The organism is Variovorax sp. 22077 (assembly GCF_052044195.1).
GTDB classification, from domain to species: Bacteria; Pseudomonadota; Gammaproteobacteria; order Burkholderiales; family Burkholderiaceae_C; genus Variovorax; species Variovorax atrisoli.
Map to the genome: position 1 here is coordinate 23,581 of NZ_JBQEQC010000029.1, position 13,911 is coordinate 37,491.

A 13,911-nucleotide genomic window follows, 5' to 3' on the forward strand; every position below is an offset into this window, starting at 1 on the left:
GCCTGCGCGATATGGGTTTGCGCCGATTTGCGCGAGGACTTTCCCTATGCCGCCGCGAACGCGCGGCGCAGCTCGGCAGCGCACAGCTCGACCGCCGCATTGGCCTCGTCGAGCACCTTGCCCATCGGCACGAAGCCGTGGATCTGGCGCTCGAAGCACACGTAGACCGCGCTGTTGCCCGCGGCCGTGAGCGCCTGCGCATACGCGGCGCCTTCGTCGCGCAGCGGGTCGTAGCCGGCGGTGAGCACCAATGCCGGGGGCAGCCTCGAAAGATCGGGATGCAGCAGCGGCGAGGCACGCCAGTCGAGGTCGTGCTTCGGGTCGGTGATGTAGTGGTCGTGGAAGTAGCGGATGGTGTCCGCCGTGAGCAGGTAGCCCTGCCCGTTGCTCTGGTGCGATGCGTGGCCGCGCCGCATGTCGGTGGCCGGGTAGATCAGCAGCTGGTAGACGATGGGCAGGTCGCCCGCGTCGCGCGCGGCGATCGACACCACCGCCGCGAGGTTGCCGCCCGCGCTGTCGCCGCCCACGGCCAGGCGGTTGGCGTCGAGCCCCAGCGCGGCGGCCTCGCGGCGCACCCAGCGGGTGGCGGCCAGCACGTCGTCGACGGCGGCGGGAAAGCGGTGCTCGGGGCCCATGCGGTAGTCGACCGCGACCACCGCGCAGCCCGCGCCGTTGGCCAGCTGGCGGCACAGCACGTCGTGCGTATCGAGGTCGCCGATGACCCAGCCGCCGCCGTGGTAGTACACCAGCACCGGCAGAGGCCCCACGCCAGAGCCCATCGGACGGTACAGGCGCACCGGGATGGCGCCGTGCGGACCGTCGGCAGCGAGGTCGCGCACCTCGGCCACCTCGGGCGGCAGGGGCTGCGTGGCGGTGCGCCGCTCGCGATAGAAGGCCCGCGCGTCGGCGGGCGACAGGGTGTGCGTCGGCGGGATGCCGCGCGCCTCGATGAAGTCCAGCAGGGCGCGCGCCTGGGGATGCAGCATGGTGTCTCCGGTGGATCGTTGCGAGCGTCCAGTGTGGGAGGCATCGGGCGCTTGCGGTATCCGCATGCACCCGCACCCCGACCGGGCCCGGCAAGCCACCGCACCATGCCCGCGCTCGCCAGGACACGGCTTGCGGAAACTGGCTACATCTATCGCGGAGGCTCCTCCTTCGCGAGGCCCACGCGCCGCCACGGCCTGGGCCAGGGACACCGCGGAACCGGCCTTGCCGGGCCGCCGGTGTCGCCCCCGGCGGGGGGTTGGCGTAGCGACACGAAGTGCGCGAAGCCTGGGGGCGAGCTTACTTCCGGGGCTTCACGCGCGAGGCGGCTTCTTTCGCGAGCTTGCGGGCGGTGTCGGTGTCGGCCGCGTGCACCAGCGCCACGCCCATGCGGCGCTTGGTGAAGCTCTCGGGCTTGCCGAACAGACGCACCTCGCTGCCGGGCACCTGCAGTGCATCGGCCACGCCGTCGAAGGCGATGCCGGTGGCGTCCACGCCGCCGTAGATCACCGCGCTGGCGCCCGGGCTCTTGAGAGAGGTGTCGACCGGCAGGCCGAGGATGGCGCGCGCGTGCAGCTCGAACTCGTTCTGCCACTGGGTGGCCATGGTGACCATGCCGGTGTCGTGCGGGCGCGGGCTGACTTCGCTGAACCAGACCTCGTCGCCCTTCACGAAGAGCTCCACGCCGAACAGGCCCTGGCCGCCCAGGTCGGCCGTGACGGCCTGCGCGATCTGCTGCGCCTTCTGCAGCGCCGCGGGCGCCATGGGGTGCGGCTGCCAGCTTTCGACGTAATCGCCGCTCACCTGCACGTGGCCGATGGGGTCGCAGAACTTGGTCTCGATGTTGCCGGCGGCATCCTTGGCGCGTACGGTCAGCAGCGTGATCTCGTAGTCGAAGTCGATGAAGCCCTCGACGATCACTCGGCCGTGGCTCACGCGGCCGCCGGCCATGGCGTAGTCCCAGGCCTTCTGCACGTCGGCGGGGCCGTCGATCTTGCTCTGGCCCTTGCCGGAGCTGCTCATCACGGGCTTGACGATGCAGGGGTAGCCGATGCCCGCGTCGATGGCGGCCTGCAGCTCGGCCAGCGAGTCGCAGAACTTGTAGGGGCTGGTCGGCACGCCCAGCGTCTCGGCGGCCAGGCGGCGGATGCCCTCGCGGTCCATGGTCAGGCGGGCGGCGCGGGCCGTGGGGATCACGCGCACGGTGCCGGCCTCTTCCAGCTCCTGCAGCATGGGCGTGGCGATGGCCTCGATCTCGGGCACCACCAGCGCGGGCTTCTCGGCCTCGATCAGCGCCTTGAGCTGCGCCGGGTCGCTCATGGTGATGGTGCGGGCATGGTGCGCCACCTGCTGGCCGGGGGCGTTCTCGTAGCGGTCGACGGCGATGGTCTCGACGCCGAGGCGCTGCAGGGCGATCAGCACCTCCTTGCCGAGTTCGCCGGAGCCCAGGAGCATCACGCGGGTTGCGGAGGGGGAAAGGGGGGTGCCGAGGGTGGTCATGGTCGGAAGTCGAAAAAGGCGGGAAAAAGCAACCGCAGGACTGTAAGCCACCTGCAGCCGCCGGTGTCGCACGCGGGAACGGCGCGGGCGCGGGGCTGCTTCACAATCGATGTTTTTGCCGCGGGCCAGCCGCGCGCTCCCCTTTCTTTTTGCTTTCTCCAAGGAGTTCTCTCATGGCTATCCAGACTGTAGGCATCATCGGCGCCGGAACGATGGGCAACGGCATCGCGCAGGCCTGCGCGGTGGCCGGCGTGAAGGTGGTGATGGTCGACATCGCCCAGGCGGCGGTCGACAAGGGCCTGGCCACGGTGTCGGGCAGCCTCGACCGCCTGATCAAGAAGGAAAAGCTCACCGCCGAGCAGAAGACCGCCGCGCTGGCGCTCATCCAGGGCTCGACGAACTACGAAGACCTGAAGGGCGCCCAGCTGGTCATCGAGGCCGCCACCGAGAACCACGCGCTCAAGCTCAAGATCCTCAAGCAGGTCGACGAGATGCTGGCGCCCGAGGTCATCATCGCCTCGAACACCTCCTCGATCTCGATCACGCAGCTGGCCGCAGCCACCTCGCGCGCCGACCGCTTCATCGGCATGCACTTCTTCAACCCGGTGCCGATGATGGCGCTGGTGGAGCTGATCCGCGGCTACCTCACGAGCGACGCCACGCACGACACGGTGAAGGAGCTGGCCGAGCGCCTGGGCAAGTCGCCGATCACGGTGAAGAACGCCCCGGGCTTCGTGGTCAACCGCATCCTGGTGCCGATGATCAACGAGGCCTTCTTCGTGCTGTCCGAAGGCATCGCCACGGCGGAAGACATCGACGCCGGCATGAAGCTGGGCTGCAACCAGCCCATCGGCCCGCTGGCGCTGGCCGACATGATCGGTCTGGACGTGTGCCTGGCGGTGATGGAGGTGTACCTGGAGCAGTTCGGCGACTCCAAGTACCGCCCCTGCCCGCTGCTGAAGGAAATGGTCGCGGCCGGCCAGCTCGGCCGCAAGACCGGCCGCGGCGTGTACACCTACTAACCCCCGGACTCGGCCACTTCGTGTGGCCCGGACACCCCCTTGGCAAGGGGGCGACACCAGCGGCCCGGCAAAGCCGGCTCCGCGGTGTCCCTTCAAGAGACAAGAAAGGAGACTGCTCGCATGACCGCCACGCCCACCACCCCACCCGCAGAAGGCTGCATCGACACCCAGGTGCTCGGCCACGTGCTGCTGATCGGCATCAACCGCCCGGCCAAGCGCAACGGCTGGACACCGCCGATGTTCAAGCAGCTGGCCGAGGCCTACACCCGGCTCGACGACGATCCGGAACTGCGCGTTGGCGTGCTGCATGCCTTCGGCGACCACTTCACGGCGGGCCTCGACCTGCCGGCGGTCACCGAATACATGAAGCGCGGCGAGAAGGCGATTCCTGCCGGGCTGGTGGAGCCGCACGACTTCGGCCTGCCCGACTACCGCCGCCGCACCAAGCCGATGGTGGTGGCGGTCAAGGGCATCTGCTTCACGGTCGGCATCGAGCTGATGCTGGGCGCCGACATCGTGGTGGCGGCCGACAACTGCCGCTTCTCGCAGATGGAAGTGCAGCGCGGCATCATGGCCACGGGCGGCGCCACGCTGCGCATGGCCGAGCGCGCGGGCGTGGGCAACGCCATGCTGCACCTGCTCACTGCCGACGAGTTCGACAGCGCCGAGGCCTACCGCCTCAACTTCGTGCAGAAGGTGGTGCCCACCGGGCAGGAGCTGGACGCGGCGCTGGCCATCGCCCAGCGCATCGCGGCGCAGGCGCCGCTGGCGGTGGTGGCGACGCGGCTGAACGTGATCAAGGCCGTGGAGCAGGGGCCGCTGGCCGCCGTGTCGGAATTCATCGAGACGCAGAAGCGCCTGTCGAACAGCGAGGACGCCGCCGAGGGCGTGCGCTCCTTCATCGAACGCCGGCCGGCGCGGTTCTCGGGCCGCTGAACTCTTTCATCAAGAACAACGAAGATGCCTCGTCTCACCCCCCTTCTCACTCCTCTTCTCACTCGCACGGCGCTCGCCGCCGCATTCACCCTGCTCGCCGTGAATACCACTTCCGCCCAGACGCCCACGCCTGCAGCGCTGCCCGACCCTGCCGCCACCTCGGTCGAGGCCATGGGCTGGATGAAGGGCTTCCCGCCCCCGCCCGACAAGCTCATCACCTTCGACAACCCCGCCGGCGGCGTCTTCCCGCGCACGCGCTGGAGCTTCTCGCACGTGCGCGAGACGGTGCCCACGGCCAACGTATGGCGCGGTCCCGGCGCGGCCAGCCCGCTGCCTTCAACGCCGGCACCCTTCGACATCGAGGCCGTCACCTTCAAGCCGCTGGGCAGCGACCAGACGCTGAACTTCGCCCAGATGATCGCCAACACCTACACCGACGGCATCCTCGTGATGCACCGTGGCAAGGTGGTCTACGAGAAGTACTTCGGCGCGCTCACGCCCGAGCGTCCGCACATCGCGATGTCGGTCACCAAGTCCTTCGTGGGCACGCTGGCGGCGATCCTCGCGGACGAGGGCAAGCTCGACCCGGCCGCGCCCGTCACGAAGTACATCCCCGAGCTCAAGGACAGCGCCTACGGTGACGCCACCGTGCGCCAGGTGATGGACATGACCGTGGGCGTGCACTACTCCGAGAACTACGCCGACCCCAAGGCCGAGATCTGGGACTACGCGCGTGCCGGCGGCATGCTCACCCAGGGCGCGAACTACACCGGCCCTAAGTCGTTCTACGAGTTCCTCGTCACGCTGAAGAAGGAAGGCGAGCACGGCGAAGGCTTCGCCTACAAGACGGTCAACGCCGAGGTGCTGGCGTGGATCGTTCGCCGCGCCAGCAACCAGTCGCTGGCCGACCTGCTGAGCGAGAAGATCTGGCGCCGCATCGGCGCCGAGCAGGACGCCTACTTCATGGTCGACCGCATCGGCACCGAGTCGGGCGGCGGCGGCCTGAACACCGTGCTGCGCGATCTCGCGCGCTTCGGCGAGACCATGCGCAACGGCGGGCGCGCCTCCAGCGGGCAGCAGGCCATTCCGAAGGCGGTGGTGGAAGACATCCAGCGCGGCGGCGACCCGGCCAAGTTCGTGAAGGCGGGCTATCCGCTGCTCAAGGGCTGGTCGTACCGCGACATGTGGTGGGTCTCGCACAACCCGCACGGTGCCTACATGGCGCGCGGCATCCACGGCCAGAGCATCTACGTGGACCCGAAGGCCGAGATGGTGATCGTGCGCTATGCGGCGCACCCGGTGGCGGCCAACGGCGCGAACGATCCGCTCACGCTGCCGGCCTTCCAGGCGATGGCCGAGGCGCTGATGCGCCCCTGAGCCTTCTCAGTTCGAAGCCCGCTCGCGGGCGATCACCAGGAGCCCGTCCATGATCAGGCTTTCGACCAGTTCGAAATGCCCGTTCATCACGGGCGCCATCTTCCAGCCCGCACCGCCTGTCATGTAGCAGGCCGGCTCCACGCCGCAGTGCGAGCGCACGTGCTGCACCATGCGCTCCACCGCGCCCGCGATGGCGTAGGTGCCGCCGCTGGTCAGCGCGTCGCTGGTGTTGGTCGGGAACTCGCGCACCTCGCCGGTGGGCACGTGCAGGCCCGCCGTGCCCGACTCGAGCGCGCGCAGCATGATGCCGTGGCCCGGCAGGATCAGGCCGCCAAGGAACTTGCCGTCGGCATCGATGGCCTCGACCGTCACGGCCGTGCCGATCAGCACCACCACCATCGGCCGCGGCGCCTGCCCCGGCCTGGCGGCGGCCAGCATGCGGTGGCGCGCGCCGATCATCGCCACGAAGCGGTCGGCGCCCAGGCGCGTGGGATGGTCGTAGCCGTTGACGATGCCGGCCTCGCCCGCGCTCGACATCACCCAGCGCGGCGTGCAGTCGAAGCGCTCGACGATCTGCTCCTCGGCGCGACGGCGCACCGCATCGCCGGCCACCACGCAACCCAGCATCGAACCGGGCGAAGGCAGGTCGGCCCACGGGCCGTCGGCCAGCCGTTCGATGTGGTCGAGGAATTCGGCGCCCTGCGCCTGCAACGCGGCGCCGGGGCTGGCCGAGTCGTAGAGCGCCCACTTGATGCGGGTGTTGCCGATGTCGATGGCGAGGAAGGGGGATGACATGCGCGGGATTATTGCGACTTTGTTGTTATTCCTGCTGGCACGTCGTTGACACACGCGGCATGGGACTACGCAGGCACGCCGAGTTCCACCCCTACATTGGCGGGTTCCACCCACCACCGCACAAGGAGAGAACCATGGGATTGCTCAGTTTCATCAAGGAGGCTGGTGAGAAGCTGTTCGGCGGCTCGTCGGCCCAGGCCGCCACGCCCGACGCCAACCAGGCCGCTGCCGCCGCCATCAAGACCTACATCGAGACCCAGAACCTCGGTCTCACGGGACTGGAAGTGACCTACACCGCCAGCACCGGGGTTGTCACCCTCGCGGGCCAGGCGCCGTCTCAGGAAGCCAGCGAGAAGGCCTCGCTCGCCGCCGGCAACGTGGCGAACGTGACCAGCGTGGAGAACAACCTCGTCGCACCGGCCGCACCGCCCGCCCAGTACCACGACGTGGTGCGCGGCGACACGCTCTCTGCCATCTCGAAGAAGTACTACGGCGACGCCAACAAGTACAACGTGATCTTCGAGGCCAACAAGCCAATGCTGAGCAACCCGGACAAGATCTATCCGGGGCAGAAGCTGCGCATCCCGGCGCTGGGCTGAAAGCCTTTCGCCATGCAGTGCAGGAAGGCCCGCGGCGTACCGTGGGCCTTTGTGCTTTCTGGCGCAGCCGATGAAGGGCAAGCCCACCCGGCGCGACGCGTACTGCCGCACGCCGTGTGCCTGTTGCCCGATTAGCAACGATCGTCGCCTTTTGAGCAACGAATTCTTCGTGGCCCTGCCATGAAACACTCAGCCGCCAGGCTTCAGGCTCAGTTCTGCCGCCAGGGCAACCCGCGCTTGCGCCAGCCGCCCGTCAGCCCGCGGTGGCCGTTCTCGTCCGGGTTGCCCTCGAAGCCTTCGAGGATGTTGTAGGCCTCCACGCCCAGTTCCGTCGCGCGCTTGGCCGCGGCGATGGAGCGCACGCCGCTGCGGCACAGCAGCACCAGCTTCTTGCCGCCTTCGGCCGCGGCGCGGATGCCTTCGTCGAAGGCTGGGTTCAGCGCCATGCCGGGCCACTGCTTCCATGCCAGCGGCACGGCGCCGGGCACGTAGCCGACCCATTCGCGCTCGGCATCCGTGCGCACGTCGACCAGCACGGCGTCTGCGCTGGCGATCCATTGCGCGGCCTGCTCGGGCGTCACGTCGCCGGCGTAGCCCTTGTTCTCGATGGGTTCGGTCATCTCTCTTGCGTCCTTGGCATGCGGGTTTTCATTCCCCGGAATTTTTCACCGGTTCGTGAAAACCCTGTTTGTTGAGTGCTCCCGCGCGCCAAAGATGGCGCCTTGGGCCTGTCGAACCATAACTCCAAGACGCACAGCCTGGGTTTTCCCAAGTCAGAACCGTTTGGAGAGAGACAAATGACAGACAGCAAGATGCCCCGCCGCCGCGGGCTGCTCAAGGGCGCGGCCGTGGCCGCCGGCGCCATGTCCGTGCCGATGGTCAGCATGGCCCAGACCACCACCCTGCGCTTCCAGAGCACCTGGCCCGCGAAGGACATCTTCCACGAGTACGCGCAGGACTACGCGAAGAAGGTCAACGACATGGCGGGCAGCCGCCTGAAGATCGAGGTGCTGCCCGCCGGCTCGGTGGTGCCCGCCTTCCAGCTGCTCGACGCGGTGGCCAAGGGCACGCTCGACGGCGGCCACGGCGTGGTCGCGTACTGGTACGGCAAGAATTCCGCGCTCGCGCTTTGGGGCTCCGGCCCGGGCTACGGCATGGACGCCAACATGGTGCTGGCCTGGCACACCTACGGCGGCGGCAAGGCGCTGATGGAGGAGATCTACAAGGGCCTGAACCTCGACGTGGTCTCCTACCTCTACGGCCCCATGCCCACGCAGCCGCTGGGCTGGTTCAAGAAGCCGGTGGCCAAGGCCGAGGACATGAAGGGCCTGAAGTTCCGCACCGTGGGCCTGGCGGTTGACGTGTTCACCGACATGGGCGCGGCCGTGAACCCGCTGCCCGGCGGCGAGATCGTGCCCGCGCTGGACCGCGGCCTGATCGACGCGGCCGAGTTCAACAATGCGTCGAGCGACCGCGTGCTGGGCTTTCCCGACGTCGCCAAGAACTGCATGCTGCAGAGCTTCCACCAGAGCGGCGAGCAGTTCGAGGTGCTGTTCAACGGCGCCAAGCTCAAGGCGCTGCCGACCGAGCTCAAGTCGATCATCGAGTACGCCACGCAGGCCGCGAGCGCCGAGATGAGCTGGAAGGCCATCGACCGCAACTCGAAGGACTACGAGGAGCTGAAGAAGGCCGGCATCAAGTTCTACAAGACGCCCGACACGGTGCTGCGCGCGCAGCTCGCATCGTGGGACAAGACCATCGCGAAGAAGTCGGCCGAGAACCCCATGTTCAAGAAGGTGCTCGACTCGCAGCGCGCCTTCGCGGAACGCGCAGGCCAGTGGCAGAACGACTACGAGGTCGATTTCAAGATGGCCTACAACCACTACTTCGGACGGCAGGCGAAGAAGACCTGAGCCAAGGGATCGATGCGACGCGAGGGCACCCGTGCGGTGCCCTCTTTTCATGCCTGCGCCCAAGCTGCCGCGCAAGACACGGATGACGCGGCGAGGAGTTCGTTCCGATGCAATCTTTCCTGCTGGCGGTCGACCGGTTCTCCACATGGATCGGCAAGACCTTCGCCTGGTGCGCCCTGCTGCTCACGCTGCTGATCAGCTGGGAGGTGTTCTCGCGCTATGCCCTCAACAAGCCCCACGCCTGGGTGCTGGACGCGCAGATCATGCTGTACGGCACCATGTTCATGACCGCGGGCGCCTACACGCTCTCGAAGAACGGCCACGTGCGCGGCGACGTGCTCTACGGCTTCTTCCGCCCGCGCACGCAGGCGCTGGTGGACCTGGTGCTCTACATCGTCTTCTTCCTGCCCGGCATCGTGGCGCTGACCTGGGCCGGATGGGTCTACGCGGGCGAGTCGCTCGCCATCCGCGAGCAGACCTTCTCGGCCGAGCCGCTGCCGCTGTACCCGTTCAAGTACGTCATTCCGCTGGCGGGGTTCACGCTGCTCCTGCAGGGGCTGGTGGAGATCATCCGCTGCGTGCGCTGCATCCGCGAGGGCGCCTGGCCCTCTCGTGAGCAGGACGTGGAGGAAGTCGACGTCGAGAAGCTCAAGGAGATGGTGCACGTGAAGGACGAGGACATCGCCGCGCTCGATCGCGTCGTCGCCTCGAAGGAGGCCGCGCGATGATCCGCCGCGAACTCTGGTTCGGCCTCTCGTTCATGGCGCTGATCGTGATCGGCGCGGTGGCGGTGCTGGCCAACGCGCCCACCATCACCAACGGCCACCTCGGCCTGCTGATGCTCTCACTGGTGGTGGTGGCCATCATGCTGGGCTTTCCCACGGCGTTCACGCTGATGGGCATGGGCATGCTCTTCACCTGGCTGGCCTACGACCGCGACTGGCACCGCACGCTCGACCTGATGGTGCAGTCGGCCTTCAAGACCATGGCCAACGACGTGCTCATCGCGGTGCCGCTGTTCGTGTTCATGGGCTACCTGGTGGAGCGCGCGAACCTCATCGAGTCGCTGTTCAAGAGCCTGCACCTCGCGCTCGCGCGGCTGCCGGGCGCGCTGGCGGTGGCGACGCTCGTGACCTGCACCATCTTCGCGACGGCCACCGGCATCGTGGGCGCGGTGGTCACGCTGATGGGCCTGCTGGCGCTGCCGGCCATGCTGCGCGCGGGCTACAGCGTGCCGCTGGCCGCGGGCTCGATCACCGCGGGCGGCTGCCTGGGCATCCTGATTCCGCCTTCGGTGCTGCTGATCGTGTACGGCGCGACGGCGGGCGTGTCGGTGGTGCAGCTCTATGCGGGGGCGTTCTTTCCGGGGCTGATGCTGGCCTCGCTCTACGTGCTGTACGTGATCATCGTCGCGTGGCTCAAGCCGCAATGGGCCCCGCCGCTGTCGCACGCCGAGCGCGTCGTGCCGCTGCCGCCGCTGTCGCAGCGGCTGGCTGAAAGCCCGGCCGCGCATGCGCTGGTCGGCCTGCTGAAGGGCCGGCGCAATGCCGACGTGCCCTTCTCGCATGTGCTGAAACAGCTTGGCGTCGTCGCGCTGCCGGGTGTGATCTTCCTGCTGCTGGCCGCCTTCAGCTACAAGGCCGTGACCACCGTCGAGACGCAGGCGCGCTACGAGATCGAGGAGATCGGCGCGGTGCGCAGCAGCACGCCGGAGTCGGGTGGACTGCAGGAGCCTCCGGTCGAAGGCGGGCTGCAGGAGCCGCCGCAGGAAGGCGGCCTCCAGGAGCCGCCCAGTGAAGATTCGCAGCCATCGGCGCCGGCCGCTGCTTCGAACCAAGGCTCGCTGGCCGAGCCGCCGGGGGCATCGCCCGCGCCAGCGGCGCCTGCCGCCGAGGGAGCTGCGGAGCCCGCCGCCCCTGCCGCCGCCGAAGCCGCCACGCAGCGTCCCGCGCCGACCTGGTGGTGGGTCACCTTCGCCATCTTCGGCGCGATCGTCACGCTGTTCTACCTGTTCCTGAGCTTCGCGCGGCTCGAGATATTCAAGATGCTGCTGGCGTCGTTCTTCCCGCTGGTGCTGCTGATCCTCGCGGTGCTGGGCTCGATCGTGCTGGGCCTGGCCACACCCACCGAAGCGGCAGCCATGGGCGCGCTCGGCGGCATGCTGCTGGCGGCGGCCTACCGGCGGCTCAACCTCGCGGTGCTGAAGGAGTCGGTGTTCCTCACGGCCAAGACATCGGCGATGGTGTGCTGGCTCTTCGTCGGCTCGGCCATCTTCTCGGCCGCATTCGCGCTGCTGGGCGGACAGGCGCTGGTGGAGGAATGGGTGCTCGGCATGAACCTCACCAAGGTGGAGTTCCTGATCCTGAGCCAGGTCATCATCTTCCTGCTGGGCTGGCCGCTGGAGTGGACCGAGATCATCGTGATCTTCATGCCCATCTTCATCCCGCTGCTCGACAACTTCGGCGTCGACCCGCTGTTCTTCGGGCTGCTGGTGGCGCTGAACCTGCAGACCGCCTTCCTGTCGCCGCCGGTCGCGATGGCAGCCTTCTACCTCAAGGGCGTGAGCCCGCCGCACGTGACGCTCAACCAGATCTTCCTGGGCATGCTGCCCTTCATGGGCATCCAGGTGCTGGCGATCGTGCTGCTGTACATGTGGCCGCAGATCGGGTTGTGGCTGCCGCAGCTGCTGTACAAGTAGAAGCGGCGGCAAGCCGGGGCGGCGGCGTCAGCGGCGCCTCTCCACATACGGCCGCGCCTGCAGCAGCACGATCCTGTCGCCCACCGTCGCCCACTCGATGTCCTGGTCGACGCCGTTGAAGGTGCGTTTGACCGCCGCGCCCACGTTGGACAGCCGTACGACCAGGTCGTCGGTCAGCACGTTGCGGCCGGCTTCCACCGGCACTTCCTTCACGCCGCCGTCCTTGTCGAGCTGCAGCGCGGTGTCTTCGGCCGAGCGGCTGAGCACCTGGATGGCCTTGGACCAGCTCGAGTACATCACCTGCTCGGCCACGCGCCGGCCCTCGACCACGCGGATGCCGATGCCGCGCTTGGCCGAGATGTAGGTGATGTGCGGATGTCCCGCGTCGAAGGGGTCGCGGGTGATCATCACGCCGGCGTTGGCGGAGTCGATGGCGGTCTGCACGAACACGCCCATGAGGACCGATTCGGCGCCGAAGCCCGCCGCCGCGCGGGCCTCCCAGGCCTCGGGGTTGAACACCGATGCCCAGACCTTCTTCACGGACACTTCGAGCGCGTCGCCGGTCTTGACGTTGGGCACGGTGGTGTAGAGCCCCGCGCCGCTGAAGCCGGGAAGGTCTTCGGAGTTGGACGAGCTGCGCACGAACACGCCGCCGCCGCCGAGCTGCGACTGCCATGCGGCGCGCCAGCCAGCGGCGGTGGCGGCATCGACGGGCCATTGCACGATCTCGTCGCGCAGCTGCGCCAGGGCCTTCTGGCGGACCTTCGGGTCGCTCGCGAAGCCGGGCTGCTGCTGCATGCGCGCGATGCGATCGGCCAGGCCGTTGGCGCGCATGAAGCGGTCGTAGTGCGCGAAGGGAATGCAGAAGCCGTCGGGCACCGAGGTGCCCGGGATGTGCGCGGCCTGCATGGCGCCGAGGTTGGCGGCCTTGACGCCGCACTGCGCGCTGTTGCGCGCGCGCAGCGAGGCCAGCGGCAGCAGCCGGCTCTCGCGCAGGTCGGGCCTGATGGCGCGCGCGCTGCCGGGCACGGCTCCCGTGGCGGCGGTGCGCACCGCGCGCGGCGGCAGCGCGGCGATTTCCTCCAGCGTGAGCCGGCGCACCTGGTAGCCCGAGCTGGCGACCTTCAGCGCCACCCACTGGCCGGCATGCTCCTTCAGGACCGCGGCGGCATCGCGCACGTAGGCGTTGGGAATGCCCCAGCCCTTGGCCAGCAGGTTGACGTGCGAGAGCGCAGTCGAGGGGCGTTCGGTCAGCACGGCCGCCACCGGCGGCAGGCCGATGGGCACCTGCCGCAGCACGGCGATGTCGTCGGGCAGCAGTGCGTCGATGCCGGCGTCGTCCTCCACGATGCGCACGCGGCCGGTGGCGGTGCCTAGGTTCATCGGCAGGAAGGGCTGCTCGCGGATCAGCGCCTCCTGGCTCACGAAATCGATGCCGGCTTCCTTCGCCACGCGCTCGTGCAGCGTGGAGTTGGTCTTGAACTTCACCGGACCGAAGAAGCTGGACCTGACCTGCTGCTCGGCCTGCCGCAGCAGCGGCGCGGTGAGCTTGTCGCCCTCCCAGAACTCGTAGGTGAAGCTGCCGATGTTCTGCTGCCAGCTCAGCGTGCCGAACAGGAAGCGGCGGTCGGGCACGAGGTAGTTGCGGTCGATCTCGCGCTTGACGGTGTTGGGTGCGAGCCGCGTGTCGCGCAGGAAGCGCACGTGCAGCTGGTAGCGCGGAGTGTCGATGTAGTACATGCGCGGCGGCTTCGCCTGCCGGTCGACCACGAAGAGCACGTGCGCAAGCTGCATCGGCGTGCCGGCGTCGTAGACGCGGGCGAGCTGGTCGAAGTCGGCCTGGCTGCGCAGCGCGGGCAGCGACGAGGGCACTGCGGGGCGCGGCACCAGTTGCGCGGCCGGGCCTTCGGGCTGCGGCTGGTTCTGCTGCTGGTAGTAAGACGGTTTGCGGGCCAGCTGCGCATCGGCGGGCCCTGCCACCAGTGTTGCCGCAGCAGCAGCCATGGAGAACACGATCGCGCTACGGTTTTTGAAGCGCGATCTGCCCGTGGGTCGTGTGTTGTTCTGGTTTTTCATGGGGTGTCCCT

General features: G+C 68.5%; 12 protein-coding genes. 7 read left to right on the forward strand and 5 right to left on the reverse strand.

The window, feature by feature from the left end:
- Positions 1–44 precede the first annotated feature (44 nt).
- Both ACTJLF_RS30250 and purT read right to left on the reverse strand, forming a co-directional pair.
- Positions 45–986: an alpha/beta hydrolase gene (locus ACTJLF_RS30250; RefSeq protein WP_132755105.1), complete on the reverse strand. Its 942-nt coding sequence runs from the start codon at positions 984–986 to the stop codon at positions 45–47.
- A 298-nt stretch (positions 987–1,284) separates the two neighbouring features.
- Entirely contained in the window at positions 1,285–2,484 is a 1,200-nt protein-coding gene (gene purT / locus ACTJLF_RS30255) for a formate-dependent phosphoribosylglycinamide formyltransferase (protein ID WP_126183861.1), read from the reverse strand.
- Positions 2,485–2,657: 173 nt separating this feature from the next.
- On the opposite strand from purT, the gene ACTJLF_RS30260 reads away from it, so the two are divergent.
- The 3 genes from ACTJLF_RS30260 (at position 2,658) to ACTJLF_RS30270 (ending at position 5,819) form a co-directional block, all read left to right on the forward strand.
- Positions 2,658–3,506 (forward strand): 3-hydroxybutyryl-CoA dehydrogenase, encoded by an 849-nt coding sequence (locus ACTJLF_RS30260; RefSeq protein WP_019657789.1) that lies wholly within the window; start codon positions 2,658–2,660, stop codon positions 3,504–3,506.
- A gap of 120 nt (positions 3,507–3,626) precedes the next feature.
- The gene (locus tag ACTJLF_RS30265) at positions 3,627–4,442 is read left to right on the forward strand and encodes a crotonase/enoyl-CoA hydratase family protein (RefSeq protein WP_019657788.1); all 816 of its coding nucleotides are present in this window, start codon (positions 3,627–3,629) and stop codon (positions 4,440–4,442) included.
- A gap of 24 nt (positions 4,443–4,466) precedes the next feature.
- On the forward strand, positions 4,467–5,819 hold the full coding sequence (locus ACTJLF_RS30270; RefSeq protein ID WP_354423997.1) for a serine hydrolase domain-containing protein: 1,353 nt from the start codon (positions 4,467–4,469) through the stop codon (positions 5,817–5,819).
- A 6-nt stretch (positions 5,820–5,825) separates the two neighbouring features.
- On the opposite strand, the gene ACTJLF_RS30275 is transcribed toward ACTJLF_RS30270, so the two are convergent.
- On the reverse strand, positions 5,826–6,614 hold the full coding sequence (locus ACTJLF_RS30275) for a type III pantothenate kinase (protein WP_019657786.1): 789 nt from the start codon (positions 6,612–6,614) through the stop codon (positions 5,826–5,828).
- Between the two features lie 134 nt (positions 6,615–6,748).
- Here ACTJLF_RS30275 and lysM point away from each other — a divergent pair, with 134 nt between their 5' ends.
- The gene (gene lysM, locus ACTJLF_RS30280) at positions 6,749–7,213 is read left to right on the forward strand and encodes a peptidoglycan-binding protein LysM (protein WP_184607601.1); all 465 of its coding nucleotides are present in this window, start codon (positions 6,749–6,751) and stop codon (positions 7,211–7,213) included.
- A 209-nt stretch (positions 7,214–7,422) separates the two neighbouring features.
- On the opposite strand, the gene ACTJLF_RS30285 is transcribed toward lysM, so the two are convergent.
- Positions 7,423–7,833, reverse strand: a complete 411-nt coding sequence (locus tag ACTJLF_RS30285; RefSeq protein WP_354423993.1) for a rhodanese-like domain-containing protein — start codon at positions 7,831–7,833, stop codon at positions 7,423–7,425.
- A gap of 177 nt (positions 7,834–8,010) precedes the next feature.
- Here ACTJLF_RS30285 and ACTJLF_RS30290 point away from each other — a divergent pair, with 177 nt between their 5' ends.
- The 3 genes from ACTJLF_RS30290 (at position 8,011) to ACTJLF_RS30300 (ending at position 11,824) form a co-directional block, all read left to right on the forward strand.
- The gene (locus tag ACTJLF_RS30290) at positions 8,011–9,126 is read left to right on the forward strand and encodes a TRAP transporter substrate-binding protein (protein ID WP_126183858.1); all 1,116 of its coding nucleotides are present in this window, start codon (positions 8,011–8,013) and stop codon (positions 9,124–9,126) included.
- 107 nt (positions 9,127–9,233) lie between these two features.
- Complete coding sequence (locus ACTJLF_RS30295; RefSeq protein WP_019657782.1) at positions 9,234–9,854, forward strand: TRAP transporter small permease subunit; 621 nt, start codon at positions 9,234–9,236, stop codon at positions 9,852–9,854.
- Positions 9,851–11,824, forward strand: coding sequence for a TRAP transporter large permease subunit (locus tag ACTJLF_RS30300; protein WP_132755101.1), 1,974 nt, complete (start codon positions 9,851–9,853; stop codon positions 11,822–11,824). The genes ACTJLF_RS30295 and ACTJLF_RS30300 overlap by 4 nt, the downstream gene beginning before the upstream one ends.
- Before the next feature lie 27 nt (positions 11,825–11,851).
- On the opposite strand, the gene ACTJLF_RS30305 is transcribed toward ACTJLF_RS30300, so the two are convergent.
- Positions 11,852–13,900, reverse strand: a complete 2,049-nt coding sequence (locus ACTJLF_RS30305) for a PEP/pyruvate-binding domain-containing protein (protein ID WP_126183854.1) — start codon at positions 13,898–13,900, stop codon at positions 11,852–11,854.
- Positions 13,901–13,911: the final 11 nt, after the last annotated feature.

Coding starts and splice junctions, on each gene's coding strand:
- ACTJLF_RS30250 (WP_132755105.1), bottom strand. CDS start 986: ATGCTGCATCCCCAGGCGCGCGCCCTGCTGGACTTCATCGAGGCGCGC.
- purT (WP_126183861.1), bottom strand. CDS start 2,484: ATGACCACCCTCGGCACCCCCCTTTCCCCCTCCGCAACCCGCGTGATG.
- ACTJLF_RS30260 (WP_019657789.1), top strand. CDS start 2,658: ATGGCTATCCAGACTGTAGGCATCATCGGCGCCGGAACGATGGGCAAC.
- ACTJLF_RS30265 (WP_019657788.1), top strand. CDS start 3,627: ATGACCGCCACGCCCACCACCCCACCCGCAGAAGGCTGCATCGACACC.
- ACTJLF_RS30270 (WP_354423997.1), top strand. CDS start 4,467: ATGCCTCGTCTCACCCCCCTTCTCACTCCTCTTCTCACTCGCACGGCG.
- ACTJLF_RS30275 (WP_019657786.1), bottom strand. CDS start 6,614: ATGTCATCCCCCTTCCTCGCCATCGACATCGGCAACACCCGCATCAAG.
- lysM (WP_184607601.1), top strand. CDS start 6,749: ATGGGATTGCTCAGTTTCATCAAGGAGGCTGGTGAGAAGCTGTTCGGC.
- ACTJLF_RS30285 (WP_354423993.1), bottom strand. CDS start 7,833: ATGACCGAACCCATCGAGAACAAGGGCTACGCCGGCGACGTGACGCCC.
- ACTJLF_RS30290 (WP_126183858.1), top strand. CDS start 8,011: ATGACAGACAGCAAGATGCCCCGCCGCCGCGGGCTGCTCAAGGGCGCG.
- ACTJLF_RS30295 (WP_019657782.1), top strand. CDS start 9,234: ATGCAATCTTTCCTGCTGGCGGTCGACCGGTTCTCCACATGGATCGGC.
- ACTJLF_RS30300 (WP_132755101.1), top strand. CDS start 9,851: ATGATCCGCCGCGAACTCTGGTTCGGCCTCTCGTTCATGGCGCTGATC.
- ACTJLF_RS30305 (WP_126183854.1), bottom strand. CDS start 13,900: ATGAAAAACCAGAACAACACACGACCCACGGGCAGATCGCGCTTCAAA.